Source organism: Aquibacillus sediminis (assembly GCF_005870085.1).
Lineage (GTDB): Bacteria > Bacillota > Bacilli > Bacillales > Amphibacillaceae > Aquibacillus_E > Aquibacillus_E sediminis.
Window position 1 is genome coordinate 77,930 of sequence record NZ_SZNM01000013.1, and the last position, 16,095, is coordinate 94,024.

Annotated in this window: 18 protein-coding genes and 2 riboswitches; of the genes, 15 read left to right on the forward strand and 3 right to left on the reverse strand. The window is 37.7% G+C overall.

All coding sequences use genetic code 11. From position 1 onward, the window contains the following. The first annotated feature begins 38 nt into the window (after nucleotides 1-38). Complete coding sequence (locus FCI53_RS13110) at nucleotides 39-962, forward strand: aldo/keto reductase (RefSeq protein ID WP_138419514.1); 924 nt, start codon at nucleotides 39-41, stop codon at nucleotides 960-962. Nucleotides 963-1,386: 424 nt separating this feature from the next. Next, entirely contained in the window at nucleotides 1,387-1,584 is a 198-nt protein-coding gene (locus FCI53_RS13115; RefSeq protein ID WP_138419515.1) for a methionine aminopeptidase, read from the forward strand. A 91-nt stretch (nucleotides 1,585-1,675) separates the two neighbouring features. Here FCI53_RS13115 and FCI53_RS21490 read toward each other — a convergent pair whose 3' ends face one another. Beyond that, the gene (locus tag FCI53_RS21490) at nucleotides 1,676-1,825 is read right to left on the reverse strand and encodes a hypothetical protein (protein ID WP_171038171.1); all 150 of its coding nucleotides are present in this window, start codon (nucleotides 1,823-1,825) and stop codon (nucleotides 1,676-1,678) included. A 446-nt stretch (nucleotides 1,826-2,271) separates the two neighbouring features. After that, a riboswitch (cyclic di-GMP riboswitch) is annotated at nucleotides 2,272-2,361 on the forward strand. A 98-nt stretch (nucleotides 2,362-2,459) separates the two neighbouring features. Here FCI53_RS21490 and FCI53_RS13120 point away from each other — a divergent pair. The 11 genes from FCI53_RS13120 (at nucleotide 2,460) to ppc (ending at nucleotide 13,341) form a co-directional block, all read left to right on the forward strand. After that, the gene (locus tag FCI53_RS13120) at nucleotides 2,460-2,810 is read left to right on the forward strand and encodes a DUF192 domain-containing protein (RefSeq protein WP_138419516.1); all 351 of its coding nucleotides are present in this window, start codon (nucleotides 2,460-2,462) and stop codon (nucleotides 2,808-2,810) included. Between the two features lie 235 nt (nucleotides 2,811-3,045). Beyond that, nucleotides 3,046-3,255, forward strand: a complete 210-nt coding sequence (locus FCI53_RS13125) for a Flp family type IVb pilin (protein WP_138419517.1) — start codon at nucleotides 3,046-3,048, stop codon at nucleotides 3,253-3,255. 109 nt (nucleotides 3,256-3,364) lie between these two features. Further along, a complete protein-coding gene (locus FCI53_RS13130; protein ID WP_138419518.1) occupies nucleotides 3,365-3,883 on the forward strand; it encodes an A24 family peptidase in 519 nt (172 codons plus the stop codon). Further along, on the forward strand, nucleotides 3,880-4,263 hold the full coding sequence (locus FCI53_RS13135; protein ID WP_138419519.1) for a TadE/TadG family type IV pilus assembly protein: 384 nt from the start codon (nucleotides 3,880-3,882) through the stop codon (nucleotides 4,261-4,263). Before FCI53_RS13130 ends, FCI53_RS13135 begins: the two co-directional genes overlap by 4 nt. A 12-nt stretch (nucleotides 4,264-4,275) precedes the next feature. Continuing rightward, a complete protein-coding gene (locus tag FCI53_RS13140; RefSeq protein WP_138419520.1) occupies nucleotides 4,276-5,181 on the forward strand; it encodes a Tad domain-containing protein in 906 nt (301 codons plus the stop codon). An 8-nt stretch (nucleotides 5,182-5,189) separates the two neighbouring features. Further along, nucleotides 5,190-5,846, forward strand: coding sequence for a Flp pilus assembly protein CpaB (cpaB, locus tag FCI53_RS13145; protein ID WP_138419521.1), 657 nt, complete (start codon nucleotides 5,190-5,192; stop codon nucleotides 5,844-5,846). Nucleotides 5,847-5,885: 39 nt separating this feature from the next. After that, complete coding sequence (locus FCI53_RS13150; protein WP_138419522.1) at nucleotides 5,886-6,761, forward strand: CpaE/TadZ family protein; 876 nt, start codon at nucleotides 5,886-5,888, stop codon at nucleotides 6,759-6,761. Beyond that, a complete protein-coding gene (locus tag FCI53_RS13155; RefSeq protein ID WP_138419523.1) occupies nucleotides 6,758-8,185 on the forward strand; it encodes a TadA family conjugal transfer-associated ATPase in 1,428 nt (475 codons plus the stop codon). Before FCI53_RS13150 ends, FCI53_RS13155 begins: the two co-directional genes overlap by 4 nt. Beyond that, the gene (locus FCI53_RS13160) at nucleotides 8,185-9,156 is read left to right on the forward strand and encodes a type II secretion system F family protein (protein WP_138419524.1); all 972 of its coding nucleotides are present in this window, start codon (nucleotides 8,185-8,187) and stop codon (nucleotides 9,154-9,156) included. The genes FCI53_RS13155 and FCI53_RS13160 overlap by 1 nt, the downstream gene beginning before the upstream one ends. Before the next feature lie 4 nt (nucleotides 9,157-9,160). Continuing rightward, complete coding sequence (locus tag FCI53_RS13165) at nucleotides 9,161-10,072, forward strand: type II secretion system F family protein (protein WP_138419525.1); 912 nt, start codon at nucleotides 9,161-9,163, stop codon at nucleotides 10,070-10,072. 509 nt (nucleotides 10,073-10,581) lie between these two features. Continuing rightward, nucleotides 10,582-13,341 carry a phosphoenolpyruvate carboxylase gene (gene ppc / locus FCI53_RS13170; RefSeq protein WP_246050103.1) on the forward strand — a complete coding sequence of 920 codons (2,760 nt, stop codon included), beginning with the start codon at nucleotides 10,582-10,584 and terminating at the stop codon, nucleotides 13,339-13,341. A gap of 127 nt (nucleotides 13,342-13,468) precedes the next feature. Here ppc and FCI53_RS13175 read toward each other — a convergent pair whose 3' ends face one another. Continuing rightward, entirely contained in the window at nucleotides 13,469-14,008 is a 540-nt protein-coding gene (locus FCI53_RS13175; RefSeq protein WP_138419526.1) for an RDD family protein, read from the reverse strand. 259 nt (nucleotides 14,009-14,267) lie between these two features. Then, on the reverse strand, nucleotides 14,268-14,912 hold the full coding sequence (locus tag FCI53_RS13180) for a M50 family metallopeptidase (RefSeq protein ID WP_138419527.1): 645 nt from the start codon (nucleotides 14,910-14,912) through the stop codon (nucleotides 14,268-14,270). A gap of 567 nt (nucleotides 14,913-15,479) precedes the next feature. Between FCI53_RS13180 and FCI53_RS13185 the strand changes: the two genes are divergently transcribed. Both FCI53_RS13185 and FCI53_RS21495 read left to right on the forward strand, forming a co-directional pair. Further along, the gene (locus FCI53_RS13185; RefSeq protein ID WP_246050104.1) at nucleotides 15,480-15,638 is read left to right on the forward strand and encodes an aspartyl-phosphate phosphatase Spo0E family protein; all 159 of its coding nucleotides are present in this window, start codon (nucleotides 15,480-15,482) and stop codon (nucleotides 15,636-15,638) included. A 65-nt stretch (nucleotides 15,639-15,703) separates the two neighbouring features. After that, nucleotides 15,704-15,786: riboswitch (cyclic di-GMP riboswitch) on the forward strand. Between the two features lie 38 nt (nucleotides 15,787-15,824). Beyond that, nucleotides 15,825-15,986, forward strand: coding sequence for a hypothetical protein (locus FCI53_RS21495; protein WP_171038172.1), 162 nt, complete (start codon nucleotides 15,825-15,827; stop codon nucleotides 15,984-15,986). Nucleotides 15,987-16,095 lie beyond the last annotated feature (109 nt).

A 16,095-nucleotide genomic window follows, 5' to 3' on the forward strand; every position in this document is an offset into this window, starting at 1 on the left:
AATAAGAAACATAAACTACATAACTTGAGGTGAAGCAAATGAAATATAGAAAACTTGGTAGCACAGATCTTAATGTTTCTGTAATCGGGATTGGCACATGGCAGTTTGGTGGTGAGTGGGGTAAAGATTTCACCCAGACTGAGGTTGATGCCATTTTTGATAAAGCAAATGAACAAGGCATTAATTTAATTGATACCGCTGAATGTTATGGAGATCATCTTTCTGAAAAATTTATTGGAGACTATTTAAAGAGACATAATCGCGAAGATTGGATTGTGGCAACAAAATTTGGCCATCATTTCCATGATAATTTCGAACGGACAAGACATTGGGATGCCGACGATGTACTTAAACAATTGGATCGTTCTTTAAAGGCGTTAAACACTGACTATATTGATCTTTTCCAAGCGCACTCCCCTTTTGATGAAGAATTCAAAAATGATGCGTTATGGACGATGTTAGATAAACAAATGCAAGCCGGGAAAATTCGTAACCTTGGGATTTCTTTAAAGTATAATGAAGATCCGTATCAAACAGACAAGGCTACTGAAGTAAACGCTAAAGCGATTCAAGTCGTGTATAATCGTTTGGATCAGGCACCAGAGAAAGAAATATTCCCTTCTTCCCAAAAGCAAAACTTAGGCGTTTTAGCACGTGTACCATTAGCAAGTGGCTATTTAAGCGGTAAATATAAGCCTGGTGCTACTTTTACCGAAAACGATGTACGCTCAAGACATGACAAAAACGAAACAGCGAAAAAATTAGAAGTAGTTGAAGAAATAGCACGTACAGAAGTTCCCGAAAGTGTCCCAATGGCATCATGGGCACTTGCTTGGTGTTTAAAACATCCCGCTGTGACAAGTGTCATTCCTGGGTGTAAGACCCCAGACCAAGTGGAACTAAATGCAAAAGCTGCTTCCCTTGATCTCGTGTCAGATGATCATCCACAAAGTGTGAAATAAAGTGAAACTTCACTCAGTGGGGTTTTTGCTCTTCCCCACCGAGTGTTAGTACCACAAGGAAAGACCCGCAGGCCCTTGAACCATTCGGGGTGAAAGCGAAAGTTTTACTCCCACTTAAACATCCCCGTTTCACTTCATATTTGAAGTGGGAGTCTTACGGACGGTTGCACCGGGATAAGTTTATGATTAAAAAAATCCGAACTATTGTCTTTAGTTCGGATTTTTTTATTGCCCCGTATGTTACTGGCAATAAGCCCCCCACTCCACTAGAAATACTTTATGTCGTCGGATTTCCTATCAACTGTTATAGCAATCCTCCCATCTCCCCCGTCACTCCCATTTCACAAATCCACCTCCACTATGATCTCCCATGAATATTTTGAACATTTATCCAAAAACTATTGGGAAACGGAGGTGAAACAAGATGGGACTATTTAGTGCAATTTCTGAGTGGTCGAATGGAAGATATGAAAAAAAAGTAGCAAAAATGCGTGAGTTAGGAAAATGTCCTGACTGTAACGGACATGGGATTGAAGTGATGCCCTATGAACATTTCTTTAGTTCTCCCTATGAATGCCCAAGTTGTGCTGGTACAGGACAATTTTCTGACTGGATGAAATAAAACCTACTTTATATGTATAATAGTAGAAACTCGATCACAACCATACATCACACAAAAGCCCAAGGTAACCAATAATACCTTGGGCCGATTATTATTTATCAAATTTAGAAACATCGATCGGAATCGTTTGATTATTGTTGTAAAACTTAGCTAATTCCTCTTCATCAGCAGTTTGTTTTAGTCTCTTTTGCTGTGCATAATGATCAAAATATTGCTGTTTTTCATCTCTTCTTTTAACCATTTTGATTCCTCCTCCTTTATGGGTTTAGTATTTGCTGGACTTTTTTTATTATGTAATCCACGAAAAAGAATATATACGTACTCTCTCTCGGTTGATTCAAACCAATTTAACCCGCGAATCTGCCATGACACCACGCTTTTAATGTTTACCATCCGATAAAAGTGGATGAAAACACCGGTCTTAGGAAAGATATAAAAAGAAAACTTGTATCCAATGCACCAAAAAAACGTTAGCCTTTCTGGATACAATGCCACTATCCGTTTCACTATTTTAGATTGAAATACCTATAAAATAAACCAAATACATTCAAATATGCAATATAAATTTCAAATACTACCATATACAACCATTTTCTCCATATTATAAATAGATCCATTGGCATATTACTTATTTTTACATTTTGCCTTATGATTAGCTTAAGAGATCAGACGGATAACATAACTGCATCTCGATAAAGGCAAAGCTGGTTAAAGCCAGTGACGCAAAGCTATAGGGGCTAAAGTGTATCCACTACATCAAGCCAGCCAGTTACCGAAAGATCAGGGGTAGGAAATTATTAAATTCCTACATGAACACCCCCTTTTTCGGTAAAAAAGTGGGGTTTTTTTAATACGAAAAAGTTGGAGGTGAATAAGTGGAGCTAGTTAACCTGAGTAACAATCAACTCATCGCATCAGAAGTTAAACAAGCGTATAGTTTTTTCAAGCGGTTAAAAGGATTAATGTTTACAGACAAGCTAGACTCAGGTTCTGGTTTACACATTAAACCTTGTCAATCGGTTCATATGTTCTTTATGAATTATCCGCTCGATATTTTATACCTGAACAAAGACCAAATCATCGTTGCGATCGATGAGTCACTGGAACCTGACAAGGTCGGTAAACGATACGCTGATGCAAATTCAGTTGTTGAGTTACCTGCAGGGACAGTACATCTGACAAATACAAAAGTTGGAGACAAGATTTCATTTCAATCACAACAATAGGAACGAACGCAAGCAAATACTGGCATCACTTTGTCCGAATAAATCAGCTACATTGTACTATTCTAATAAATGGGGGAATACACCAAGTGAAAAGCCTTTTATTGAAGAGTAAGTAGAAGGGCGGAAAAAAATCCGTTTATTCAGGCAATAAATGATAAGTTATTTGAGACAATGTGCCTTAAAGCAAGCACAATAAAACAAACCAAAAATACTTCAATAAAAAGGGGATTATACAATGAAAAAGAACAATAAATTAACAGGTCTAATTAAAGAAGAACAAGGTCAAGGTATGACAGAATACGCACTTGTACTTGGTGTGATTGCTGTTGGTGCTGTCGGTGTTATCTCGTTCTTTGGTGACGAAATTACTAGTATGTTTAAGTCAACAGTTGAAAATATTACTGGTAAAACTGTGGGAACGGACTCAACTACAACGACTCAGTAATTTAAAATAACTGTTTGAACACGTATACAGAATGAAAACTAAATAATACTAAAAATAGCTTTACATTCGTGTAAAGCTATTTTTAGTACCTAAGAAAGGACAATGATGCATGATTCTAACTGTATTACTTTTCACTGTTTTGCTGATCTGTATCATCACAGACCTAAAAGAAAGAAAAATATATAATAAAGTCATTTTCCCATCATTGCTCCTTGCAATTATTCTGCACGGAATTTTTTATGGTTTTTCAGGTATTCTGTTTAGTTTGTCTGGATTTGGGGTTGGTTTAGCCATATTGTTAATTCCATATTTGATGGGTGGTATGGGAGCTGGAGATGTCAAATTGTTAGCCTTAATTGGCGCGATCAAAGGAACGACGTTTGTTGTCTTAACATCCGTCTATATGGCAATGTTAGGCGGCGTTATTGGTATTGTTATCCTAGTTTTTAACAGACGTTTCCTTAGCCGATTAAAAAAATTCTTGTTCTCAATTAAGCGGGTTCGTTATGGACTGAAACCTGATCCCCTTTTTGATAAAAATAACTTGCAGGCCATGTTTCCATATGGGGTTGCCATTACTGGTGGAGCAGTACTTGCCTATATTTTTCACGGGACTGTCCTATTATGATTCGGAAACAAGAAGGCCAGTCATTAGTGGAAATGGCACTTGTGATTCCTGTGTTATTACTATTAATTGTTGGAATTTTTGACCTTGGAAGGACACTTTTTACTTACTCTGCTTTACATTTCACAGCACAAGAAACAGTAAGGGTTGGCGGACTTGGTTACAGTGATGACGAAATCATTCAGTTCGCTAAGAATCACTTCCAAACTGGGGATCCCACTAAACTGGAAGTTACGATTTCACCTCCACAGAACATGCGAACTTCTGGTGACTATATTCAAGTAGCATTAGCTTATCCAATTGAACCATTTATTCCTATCGTCAAACATACGCTTCCAGACCAGATTTTATTACGAACAGACTCAACGGTCCGAGTCGAGTGAGGGTGAGAAACAATGAAAATAGTAAGGGCATTACTGAACAATGAATCTGGAAGTGCATTGGCACTTGTTACATTTGCATTCATCGGCCTAGTCGGGATAACAGGTCTCGTCGTTGACGGTGGTATGCTATACGCATCGAAAAGTCATCTGCAAAAGGTAGCCAATGCTTCGGTTCTATCGGGGGCACAAGAACTAACTTCCGATGACCAACTAAAGGTTCGAGCTATTATTGACGATATCTTGGTTCATCACGATGAATCAGATTCGCTACAAGCATTAGGAATTATTCCAAACAGTAAGGTTACAATTGAATTACAAAAGCCTGTCCCCCTCACCTTTTCCTCTTTGTTCGGTATAGAAACAGTTAACATATCCGCAAATGCTACTGCAAGTTTGGGTGTAATGGGACGTGCTGTCGGAGCGGCGCCATTAGGGGTGCCTGAAACAACAGAGTTACAATATGGCGAGGAATACAAGTTGAAGGTTGACTCATCTGATTCTGTTTCAGGATATTTTGGGATTTTAGCTTTAGAAGGACCCGGAGCAAATTTATATGAGGATAATTTACGATATGGTTTCCAAGAACCATTAGCAGTCGGAGATGTTGTCAACACTCAAACAGGGAATATCGCTGGAAAAACAAGAACAGTTGTGAATGAACTGGTCAATAGTTGTGAAAATTATGAGCAACGTGACTGCCCAAGAACACTATTGGTTCTTGTCTATAAACCTTATAACCAAACGAGTGACCAATTAAAACAAGTCGAAATTACCGGGTTTGCTCATTTTTACATTACAGAGCCAATGAGCTCCACCGACACATCAATCACTGGAATATTCATAAAACGAACCAATGTTGGTTATTTTGAGCCTGATGCTGTTGATCGAGGAGCCTATACGATTAGACTTACAGAGTAGGTGAAACCATGAAATCAAGAATTATTTTTTTATTAGCTATCATTATGTCGATCATTACAACGATATTATTTTTCCAGTTTATTAACCAAGAAGATACGCAAGACATAGCAGAACAACCATTAACAGATGTTGTCGTTGCTGTGGAAAGTATTGCACCTAATCAAATGGTTAATCGGGATCTCGTTGAAATAAGACGACTGCCTACAGAAAACGTCCACCCTTCTGCCCTTACCAGTTTGGAAGACATTGACGGCATGTATGCTGTCACAACGATTGAAACTGGTGAAATTGTGTTAGCACATCGTGTGAAAGGACAGGAAGAAGAACAACAAGTTCTATCACGTAAAATTGCCAATGGGAACCGCGCTGTATCGATTGGGGTTAATGTGGTGCAGTCCGTTTCAAATCTGATTCAACCAGAGGATTATGTTGATGTAGTCTTTACCGATACCGAAACAAACCAGTCCACTCCTCTATTATCCAATGTACGCGTTTTAGCTACTGGTAGGAGAATGACTCCTATTACAGAAGGGGAAACCCTGAATGAATATAGTTCCATTACATTAGAATTAACAGCTTCAGAGGCTAACACGTTAATTGAAGCACATGAAAATGGGAATATTCACCTGATGTTACATTCCGGTGTTACAGAAACAAATGATTAACAACGCCAAAAACTAAAGACCAAAAAAGGAGGTACACACATGGCTGAACCATCAAACATCGAAATCCCTTCACCAGGAAAAGTCATTGCAATTTGTAGTGCGAAGGGCGGCATTGGCAAAACGCTTCATACGGTAAATTTGGCGGTAGCATTAGCCAAAAAAAATTTAAATATCGCAATCCTTGATGGAGACTTTCAATTTGGTGATGTTAGTTTAGCCATGGATGTGCAGCCTTCTTTTACGATTAAGGATGTCATCGAGGAAATCGATCGGTTAGATAGTCAAGATATCAAACATTACTTAGCAAGTCATTCATCAGGAGTTAGCATCCTACCAGCTCCCGAAAAACCTGAGTATGCTGAATTAGTAACAAGTGAAAACCTGCAAAAGATCTTAACCTTACTTCAACAACAACATGACTATGTGGTCGTTGATAATGGTGTTGGGATCCAGGAACAGACCGTTGATATTATTGAAAAGGCGGACCAAATTTTAGTACTCACTAATTTAGAAATGACCGCATTAAAAAACACGAGAATGATGCTTGAGACTTTAGAAAAATTAGGATTACGTGATAAAGTGCGCTTAATTATTAATCGATACAATATGGAAAGTTTAATCAAGTCAGAAGATGTTGCAAGTATGTTTGAAATTGAGAATGAATTTTATGTGCCAAATAATTTTAAAGTCGCATCACAATCGATCAATTTAGGGATCCCAATCGTCACAAGTCATGCAAAGTCAGATATTGCTAAAGCAATGTTTAAAATCGCTTCCAGTCTAACATCCGATCCTATACAGCCAAAACCAGTTGACATTGACAATCAATCGAAACTTGGATCAAGAAAAAAAGGCAAACAACGCCGAAAAAAGTGGTTTTCTTTCAAGCGAAAAAAAGGAGGAGATGGTAAATGAGTCTATTAAGTCGTATTCATGATAAAAACAACCCAAAAACTGAAGGCTCTTTGCCTAAGCAAGAAACAACAAAAGAGAGGAAAAATTTGACGACATCACCCTCAGATCAACAACCAAAGGTCGAAACCCAAAGAAAAAAAGCTGTCGTAAAACAAGCAGATGACAAACATGATGAACTAAAGGACATGCTACACAAACAAATTTTGCAACAACTGAAAGAAAAAGCAGACATCGATACAATTGTGGGTAAAATTGATGAGATGGCAATTGATATCATCAAAGAGAATGAATCGTTTCGAGGTACAGTCGACCGAAAACGGGTTGTTGACGAATTAATAAATGATTTAACAGGGTTTGGCCCGATTAACCCACTTTTATTAGATGAAGATGTCTCCGAGGTAATGGTCAACGGACCGAACCAAGTTTACTGTGAACGAAAAGGAAAATTAGTCTTAACTGATGTTAGCTTTCGCGATAATGAACATGTTTTAAATGTAATTGAAAAAATCGTCTCCCCACTTGGACGACGAATCGATGAAAGCAGTCCAATGGTCGATGCCCGCTTACCTGATGGGTCACGTGTGAATGCGATCATTCCTCCGCTGGCACTTAACGGACCAACGATTACGATTCGAAAGTTTGCCAAAGATCCATTTACAATTGAAGACCTTGTCAACTTCGGAACACTAACAAAAGATATGGCAGAATTTCTGGATGCTTGTGTAAAAGCACGCTTAAACATTTTTGTTAGTGGCGGTACTGGCTCTGGAAAAACGACAACACTAAACGTTTTGTCAAACTTTATACCTAACGATGAACGGATTGTAACGATTGAGGATGCTGCTGAATTACAACTTGGTCAAGAACATATTGTCTCGCTTGAATCTAGACCACCTAACATTGAAGGGCGCGGGGCAATTACCATTCGTGACTTGGTACGAAATTCCTTACGTATGCGCCCTGACCGTGTTGTGATCGGGGAGGTTCGTGGGGCTGAAGCATTAGATATGTTACAAGCGATGAATACCGGGCATGACGGATCTCTAGCAACCGGTCACTCAAATAGCCCTCGTGATATGCTCTCCCGTCTGGAAACAATGGTGCTTCTTGGTGGGGTTGATTTGCCGATCAAAGCGATTCGCGAACAAATCGCTGGTGCGATTGACCTGATTATCCAACAATCCCGCTTAAAGGACGGGTCAAGAAGAATTGTTAAAATCACGGAAGTTCAGGGCCTTGAAGGGGATATTATTGTTCTTCAAGATATTTTTACCTTTGAACAACAAGGGCGTGACGAAAACGGCAAGATCATTGGTCGACTCATGCCTACTGGAGTTCGACCAAAGTTTTATGAACGATTGGAAAGTGCTGGATTTTCTATTTCTCCGAATGTATTTATTGGGGACAATGAGGAGTGGCAATAATGCAAGCACTGTTAGTTGTGATGATTCTATCCACATCATTGTTATGGTTTTGGATCCTTTTCAAACGTTTTTTTGCTAAAAACAATCGAATCGAAAAACGAATGAACCGCTATTTACTTGGGGTGGGGAATGAGGAAACAGAAATAACTACTCCCAAACAACCTAGAATTAACATCAATCTACAACGTACAAAGGAGAGCGTTCGAAAAAGGATCCTAACCAAAGACAAAACAAACAAAGTGGAAGTATTGTTAAATCGAGCGGGGATTCCTTTAAAACCAGAAGAGTTTGTTTTATTTCAATGGATCTCTACCGCTCTGATCGCTGGTTTGTTTAACTTATTTACTGGAAATCTTTTGTTTTTACCGATTGGGGCGATCATCGGATTCATCCTACCAAAAGTTATTTTGCAAAAAAAACAAAAAGATCGCCTCAAAGCTTTTAATGATCAACTTCCTGAAATGATTGCGGCTGTTGTAGGTGCATTACGAGCTGGTTTTAGTTTCCCACAAGCACTCAAATCGGTTTCAGATGAAGCGCAGTCACCTATGAAGGAAGAATTAGAATCGGTTATTCGCGAGATGCAGTATGGTACATCAATGGAGGATGCACTATCACGCTTAAAGGAACGCATGCCTAGTGATGACCTGGACTTAATGATTCAAGCGATTATCATCCAACGTCAGGTTGGAGGAAATTTAGCAACCGTTTTAGATAAAATTATTGAAACAATTCGAGATCGAATTAAAATCCAAGGTCAAATTAGTACCTTAACCGCCCAGGGACGACTTTCCGGCGTTGTGATTGGACTGTTACCTGTTATCTTAGGACTTATTTTGTTTGTAATTGAACCTGACTATATTGGCGCATTGATCGGCCATCCGATCGGGATTATTTTGCTTGTCGTTGCTGCTATTTCCTGCACCATTGGATTCTTTTTAATTCGCAAGCTCACAACAATTGAGGTGTAACACGATGGTATTTTTTTATCTACTCACTGTCTGTTTAGTTTTATATGGAATTTTTCTTTATCAAAAAGAAAAAAAACAACACGTAAAAAAGCGGATGGAAAGCGCCTTTCGGACACCGGCCAAAACTGTCAAGGAACAGGATCGTAACGAAGAAAAAGCCGGCTTTTCAACACGTGTCATCGCGCCAATCTGGAAGCAATTAAAACGAAGCTTTCAAAAAAACTTAACAAATGAAAAATCGGAAAAGATCGAGATTAAACTGCAACGAGCAGGAAACCCATTTGGGATAACGCCTGTTGAGTTCCGTATTATACAAATTGCATTGTTCCTAGGCCTCCCTACCCTTTTTGGTGTCTATGGACTTTTGTTAGGACTTAATCAAGGAATGACGTTTTCTTTCCTTGCGATCGGTTTATTCATTGCTAGTTTCTTTCCAAATTATTATTTAAAACAAAAAACAGAAGCCAGAAATAAACAAGCGTTAAGAGAGTTACCTGACTTTTTAGACTTAGTAACCGTAAGTATTGAAGCTGGTTTAGGCTTTGACTCGGCCCTGTCAAAAGTCGTAACCAAAAAACCGGGCATCCTGTCAATTGAATTTCAACGTTGTTTGGAAGAAATGCGGCTTGGAAAAAGTAGGCGCGAAGCTTTATCAGGTGTAAGAGAACGAGTAGTCGTCCCTGACATTCGCGCCCTAATCGGAAGTATTATTCAAGCAGAGCAACTTGGGATTGGCATGGTTACCATTTTACGTGCCCAGTCGGTAGAAATTCGCGAAAGAAGAAAACAACGAGCAGAAGAAGAAGCTATGAAAGCACCTATTAAAATGCTGTTTCCACTCGTCATTTTCATCTTCCCTACCATCTTTATTATCCTGTTAGGACCTGCCGTGATTAAGATGATGGGATCATTTTAGGAATGTCTTTTTTACTTTCAAAGTCAATAGAAACTCCGATGGAACCTTACTGAGATGGAAGCGGGCGCTCATTCCGTTATTTTACAAAAATCCACCTTTTTGAGGAACAAAGCGGTTTCTCGTTCCGCTATTTGTCATTTTTTTAGCGATTTCCACCCCTTTTGACCCTAATAGCGGAACGATGAACCGCTATCACCTGTATTAAGGCTCTTTTTTTGAAATAGCGGAACCTCGAACCGTTTTATCCTTTGAAATGGTCCCTCATTCCGCTATCCTCATCTATTACTTCGGAGTTAATTTTATTTAGAAAAACCACCATTCCCAAAACAATCTAATCCTGATATAGAAAAACCCTTCCATCATTCCAACTTGTGATAAAAATTTGAATTTTTTTGAACAAATGATATAATTGGTTAACGTATACCGAAAATTGTTCTAAAATTCTTATTTTTGCAATTACAAGAATCGCAGCAACAATCCACACAACAACTATTTGAAAGGGTGTCATAATGGATCTGAAAATCGAAGAAACTTATCAGAATAATACGCTTTACAGAGACATGGAATATCTTGGTGATTTACTAGACCGTGTACTCCTGTATGAAGGCGGAGAACATCTACTCGATAAAGTCAATAAAATTCGTTCCCTTTCGACAACATTGCGAGAAACAAATGATCACGCAGCATATGTCGAAATACAAAATGAAATTACACATTTGGAACCAAAGATGAGGCAAAATGTTATACGTGCATTTTCGGTATTCTTACATTTAGTAAATATCGCAGAGCAAAACTATCGTAGTCGACGACGTCGTGAATATCAATCCCAGGATACATCAATCATTCAGCCTGGCTCATTGGAAGACGGTGTCAATAAACTACAGGAAAATAACATTACACCTGATATGGTGTCAAACCTCTTGGAAACCTTATCCCTTGAACTAATCATTACAGCTCATCCTACCGAATCAACTAGACGTACAATTTTACAAATACACAAACGGATTGCAAATCTATTAAAAGCAATGGACTATGCGTACACACAACATGAAAAACAAGTAATTGAAGAAACGATTTCCAATGAGATAACGATTTTATGGCAAACGACTGAAATTAGAAAACAGAAACCGACTGTCATGAACGAGGTTTCAAACGGACTCTATTATTTCGACAATGTATTATTTGATATTTTACCAAAGATTCATGAAGATTTAGAAGATGTCCTTTATGAAAAATATAAGAAAAGATTCACTGTTCCTTCATTCCTTCGTTTCGGTTCTTGGATTGGTGGAGACCGCGATGGGAATCCTAACGTCAAGGCAACAACTACTTTTAATACATTATTGACCCATCGCAAACTAGCGTTGAAGAAATATAGAGAATCATTAGAAAAACTAAGAGAACGGCTTAGCCATTCTGTTAGCGCTGTAACGGTTAGTGATGAGTTAATTCGCTCAGTTGAAAGCGAAAAGCATTTAATTCAGGATGATATTTGGAACAACGAAGATGAAATTTACCGTGGAAAAATCACCATCATCCTACAGAAATTAACTAATACCGAGAAGCAAGTGGAACCAAACTATAAATCAGCACAAGAGCTATTAAACGATTTATACATGATTAAAGATAGCATAGAAAAGCATCACCCTAAAAGCAATCCAATTAAATTGCTTCGCAAGACAATCCGTCAAGTTGATTTGTTTGGGTTCCATCTAGCAACACTTGATATACGTAATCATAGTGGCGAACATGAGGCAGCAATTGATGAGATTTTGCGAGCGGTTAACATTATCCCACACTATGCGGAACTTAGTGAAAGTAAGAAAGTCGACGTCTTAACAGGGATTTTACAAGACCCTCGTCCGATGATTTCGATTTATGATGAGTATAGTGAAACGACACAAGAAATGTTAAACACGTTCCGTACGATTAAAAAATCGCATGATGTGTTTGGTGAACGTTCGATAGAAGTGTACTTGGTTAGTATGACCCAATCTGTCAGTGACTTATTAGAGGTCCTTGTTCTTGCAAAAGAAGCTGGTTTATATAAAGTATATCCAGATGGATCGATCGTAAGTAAACTTCATGTTGCACCATTGTTAGAAACAATTGATGATTTACAAAACGGGCCTGAAATGATTGAAAAATTATTTGAAATCCCGTTATACCGTAAACATTTACGCTCAAGAAATGACCTACAAGAAATTATGTTAGGTTATTCTGACAGTAGTAAAGATGGCGGAACCTTAACAGCTAACTGGGAACTATACAAAGCGCAACAAGAAATTCATGATATCGCGTCACGATACGGGATTAAACTGAAGTATTTCCATGGTCGTGGTGGTTCACTTGGTCGTGGTGGTGGTCCATTGTACTCCAGTCTGTTATCCCAACCACCTGTAACGCTTGGTGATGGTGTAAAAATTACAGAACAAGGGGAAGTCCTTTCATCCCGTTATTTATTATCTGACATTGCCTATCGTAGTTTAGAACAAGCAACCACAACGTTAATGAAAGGTATTGTTGGCATTGATAAAGAGGATGATCAAAAGCAAATGCCAACACAACAAGCAGAACAAGCGATGAGTCTCATCTCTGGTTATGCTTTAGACAAATATCAATCTCTCATTTTTAATGATCCAGGCTTTTTAGATTACTTTAATCAAGCGACACCATTATCTGAAATTGGTAATCTAAATATTGGTTCAAGACCAATGAGCCGTAAAGGTAGTGCTAAATTTGATGACTTACGGGCGATTCCATGGGTATTCGCTTGGACGCAAAGTCGTCAACTACTCCCAGCATGGTATGCAGCTGGTACAGGCTTCAAGAAATTTATAGACCAAAGTGGTGACCTTGAACTGTTACAAAACATGTATCAGTCATGGCCATTCTTCCAAACCACCATTAATAATTTACAAATGGCATTAACCAAAGCTGATCTTTCAACTGCAAAAGAATATACGAAAATGGTGGAAGATGACGAAATAAGAGAACGTATTTTCACACAAATTAAAGAAGAATACTATTTAACCAAGGAAATGTTATTAAAAATTACTGGACAAACGGAACTATTGGATCATAAACCAAATATTAAAGAATCTGTCCGACTACGTAATCCGGTCGTAGATCCATTAAACTTCTTCCAAGTTCAACTGATCTCTGAACTACGTCAAGCAGATGAATCTAGTGGACGATCTAGTGATCTATTAACACAAGCACTGTTATCGATTAATGGTATTGCAGCAGGCCTTCGTAATACTGGTTGATTCCTAAAAAAAACCTCCATCCTTACTAATGTAAGAATGGAGGTTTTTTTGTTATCTATTTATAAGGGAAGTAAACAAACCATGATACGTCGAATAATATGTTATTGTAAATATGGGGTAAATTCTGTTAGCAATGTGGATTCATTGCAACATCCCATTGCTTATTGATCACATATGTATGGCAACATAAATCATGCAAGGCTCTGTTCTCAAAATGGAAAATAACCATTAAATTACCTACACCTAACAATAATATAGAAACAATACTAAGGTAAAACCTTATTACCGCCTTTATAAATGTCACTTGTTCACCATGTTGGTCGACCACTACTGCCCCAATTGCTACTTTTCCAAGTGTTCCTTTTAATGGAGATGCTGTTAGGACACTATAATAGAGTGAATAAATAAACAGAAGCACTGGCAAGCTCCCTATTTCAAAAAGGCATATACTTAATGCTAGTGTATCAATCACAAATGCATAAAACCTTTGCTGAAAACCAACAAAAAACTGCTCCTCTGTTTGTTTTGGTTGATAAGTATGAATATATTCTTTGGCCTCTTTCGTTTGGTTACAACCATGATCAGTAGTATCCTCTGTTCCTTGATATCGATAATCTTGATAGCGCTTTAACCACTTTGCTAGCCTTTCATTATGATTTTGATCCATCCCAACTATCCCCTTTGTAACTTCTTATTTCAAAAAGTATACCATATACGCACCGCTATACTGTGTGACACATCACACGAGTGGAACGGGGTTTTTATCAACTACGAAACATAACTTTACCAAAACAGCCTTCATCTAAAAAACGGTCCATTGGCCGTATATTTGCTTGAATAGAGAATTAAATGTCCGTTCGCCTGACAAAAAACGTATTTTTCTATAAAATAGCGGATCAAATGTCCAAGTAAGGCACCCCACTCTCTCAAAATACATAGTTTTGCAGAACTGTGTAACCAATATAACTCGATTGAACAAAAAAAGCACTCCCCCATAGCACGGCTGGAAGTTTTGTCGTTTGTTGCAAACTAGTTGCGTCACCAGCATGTTGTGGATGTCGAAAACTAATCAGCATAATATGTAAAGTACTGACGATTGATTCCACTAGAATAATCGATGCCAACAAATAACTCAAATGTTGTATCACTGACACTAACTGATACTTGAGTATTAACCATAAGATCACGATGAAAGACGTAATCCATAAGAAACCGAACCAATTTCTAATCCAAAATAAAACAGTGGTAATTGATAGAATGAAAAACAATACAATAATAGGGGTATAATACCCCTCATGAAGCAAATAGAATAACAATAACGCCATCAGTGATGAGCCCGTATAACCCGCGTAAGAAACGAGCACTCCACTAATCCATGAACTAGAATGAATTTTCGCTTGTCCAGTTGTATCAGCAAAAAGTTTTATTTGGTATCCTTTACCTCCCGTTAATGTTGCAGCCAGTACATGAAATAACTCATGTACCATTGTATTTAATAATTTAAGATAATTACCAATAACCGGCAACTTTGTTAATAAAAAAGCTAAAAGTAAATAGTAGCTAACTTCCACTGTTGGAACCCCTTTTCAACAACCTTTCTCTATCATTAGTTTCCAATACTAAACTCCATCATACCATTAAAAATAGTGAAAGGTTAACACACTATATTCCTTGATAAATCTACGTTTAAACCTATTTTTCCAATAAAACTTGCATTTCGACAAAAAAACAAAAAATACATCCATTTACAGATACTTATAGTCATAATAAACTAAAAATGAAGCAAGAATTTACAATACTTTTACAATACTAAGGGGGGGAAATGAAGTACTTATTCTAGTTTAGAATACTAGTTTTAAGTGACGTTTTGCTCACGGGGGTATGTTATGTATGTAGGAATCCCCTACACACATAACAGGTAGATTATCTGACTGGATATAAATAGAGAGAACCGTATCGAAATCCTTACATACATCAAGAAATAACTCCGCACATGCTCTTTCAGCAACACACATAAGTAATCAACAAGCTTATTCATAAGCTAAGAGATCTTGCTAGAATAGGATACTGATCGTGTGTAGTTGATTTTATAGGTCAGAATCTCACAATAAATCTTAGACATGAAAGGGTTTTTAGTTTTGGGACATCTATCAATGCGAGAAAGACAAATCGAAAAATTACGTTCAGAAATGTATCTTTCCTTTAAAAAAGATCGTTATGGGGAAGAAGTAGTCAATATATCACAAAAACTTGATGACTTGTTAAATGAATTCATCGTGTTACCTAAGAAAAAGTAACATGAACGTTACATCATTTACTTAATGCTCTTCAAGCTTAACATGTATTGGCATTACCCATAAAGGTACGAAAAAGGCAAGATTGCTGAAAAGTAATTACGCAAAACTAAAGGGGCTAAGGTGGAAACTAGGCTAGCCAGTTGTCGAATACTTAGAATCATCCATTATTTTTTGGAGGTATGGGTGTTGAATATATATGGTCGAAAACCATTATGTAGAATCATGTTAAGCAGTAAAACCAAACGCTTAATTTCTGTTTCTAACATAACTGGAAATAGTAATAACAATGTACACAAGAAGCACCCAGAATTCTGGGTGCTTTTTGCTGTTGCCACACCGATCACCTAACTCTGCTTTTCTTTATTATCTTATTCCATCCTCATCTATTTTCCTAATATTTTGAAGATTTTCTCCTATGTTTAATTATTTGGTAAATAGTGGTACATTAACTAATATC

Bases quoted from the DNA above. Each gene is read 5' to 3' on its own strand.
- cpaB (WP_138419521.1), top strand. From the start codon at position 5,190: ATGAAATCAAGAATTATTTTTTTATTAGCTATCATTATGTCGATCATT.
- FCI53_RS13160 (WP_138419524.1), top strand. From the start codon at position 8,185: ATGCAAGCACTGTTAGTTGTGATGATTCTATCCACATCATTGTTATGG.
- FCI53_RS21490 (WP_171038171.1), bottom strand. From the start codon at position 1,825: ATGGTTAAAAGAAGAGATGAAAAACAGCAATATTTTGATCATTATGCA.
- FCI53_RS13130 (WP_138419518.1), top strand. From the start codon at position 3,365: ATGATTCTAACTGTATTACTTTTCACTGTTTTGCTGATCTGTATCATC.
- FCI53_RS13175 (WP_138419526.1), bottom strand. From the start codon at position 14,008: ATGGATCAAAATCATAATGAAAGGCTAGCAAAGTGGTTAAAGCGCTAT.
- FCI53_RS13115 (WP_138419515.1), top strand. From the start codon at position 1,387: ATGGGACTATTTAGTGCAATTTCTGAGTGGTCGAATGGAAGATATGAA.
- FCI53_RS13140 (WP_138419520.1), top strand. From the start codon at position 4,276: ATGAAAATAGTAAGGGCATTACTGAACAATGAATCTGGAAGTGCATTG.
- FCI53_RS13125 (WP_138419517.1), top strand. From the start codon at position 3,046: ATGAAAAAGAACAATAAATTAACAGGTCTAATTAAAGAAGAACAAGGT.
- FCI53_RS13150 (WP_138419522.1), top strand. From the start codon at position 5,886: ATGGCTGAACCATCAAACATCGAAATCCCTTCACCAGGAAAAGTCATT.
- FCI53_RS13135 (WP_138419519.1), top strand. From the start codon at position 3,880: ATGATTCGGAAACAAGAAGGCCAGTCATTAGTGGAAATGGCACTTGTG.
- FCI53_RS13165 (WP_138419525.1), top strand. From the start codon at position 9,161: ATGGTATTTTTTTATCTACTCACTGTCTGTTTAGTTTTATATGGAATT.
- ppc (WP_246050103.1), top strand. From the start codon at position 10,582: ATGGATCTGAAAATCGAAGAAACTTATCAGAATAATACGCTTTACAGA.
- FCI53_RS13110 (WP_138419514.1), top strand. From the start codon at position 39: ATGAAATATAGAAAACTTGGTAGCACAGATCTTAATGTTTCTGTAATC.
- FCI53_RS13155 (WP_138419523.1), top strand. From the start codon at position 6,758: ATGAGTCTATTAAGTCGTATTCATGATAAAAACAACCCAAAAACTGAA.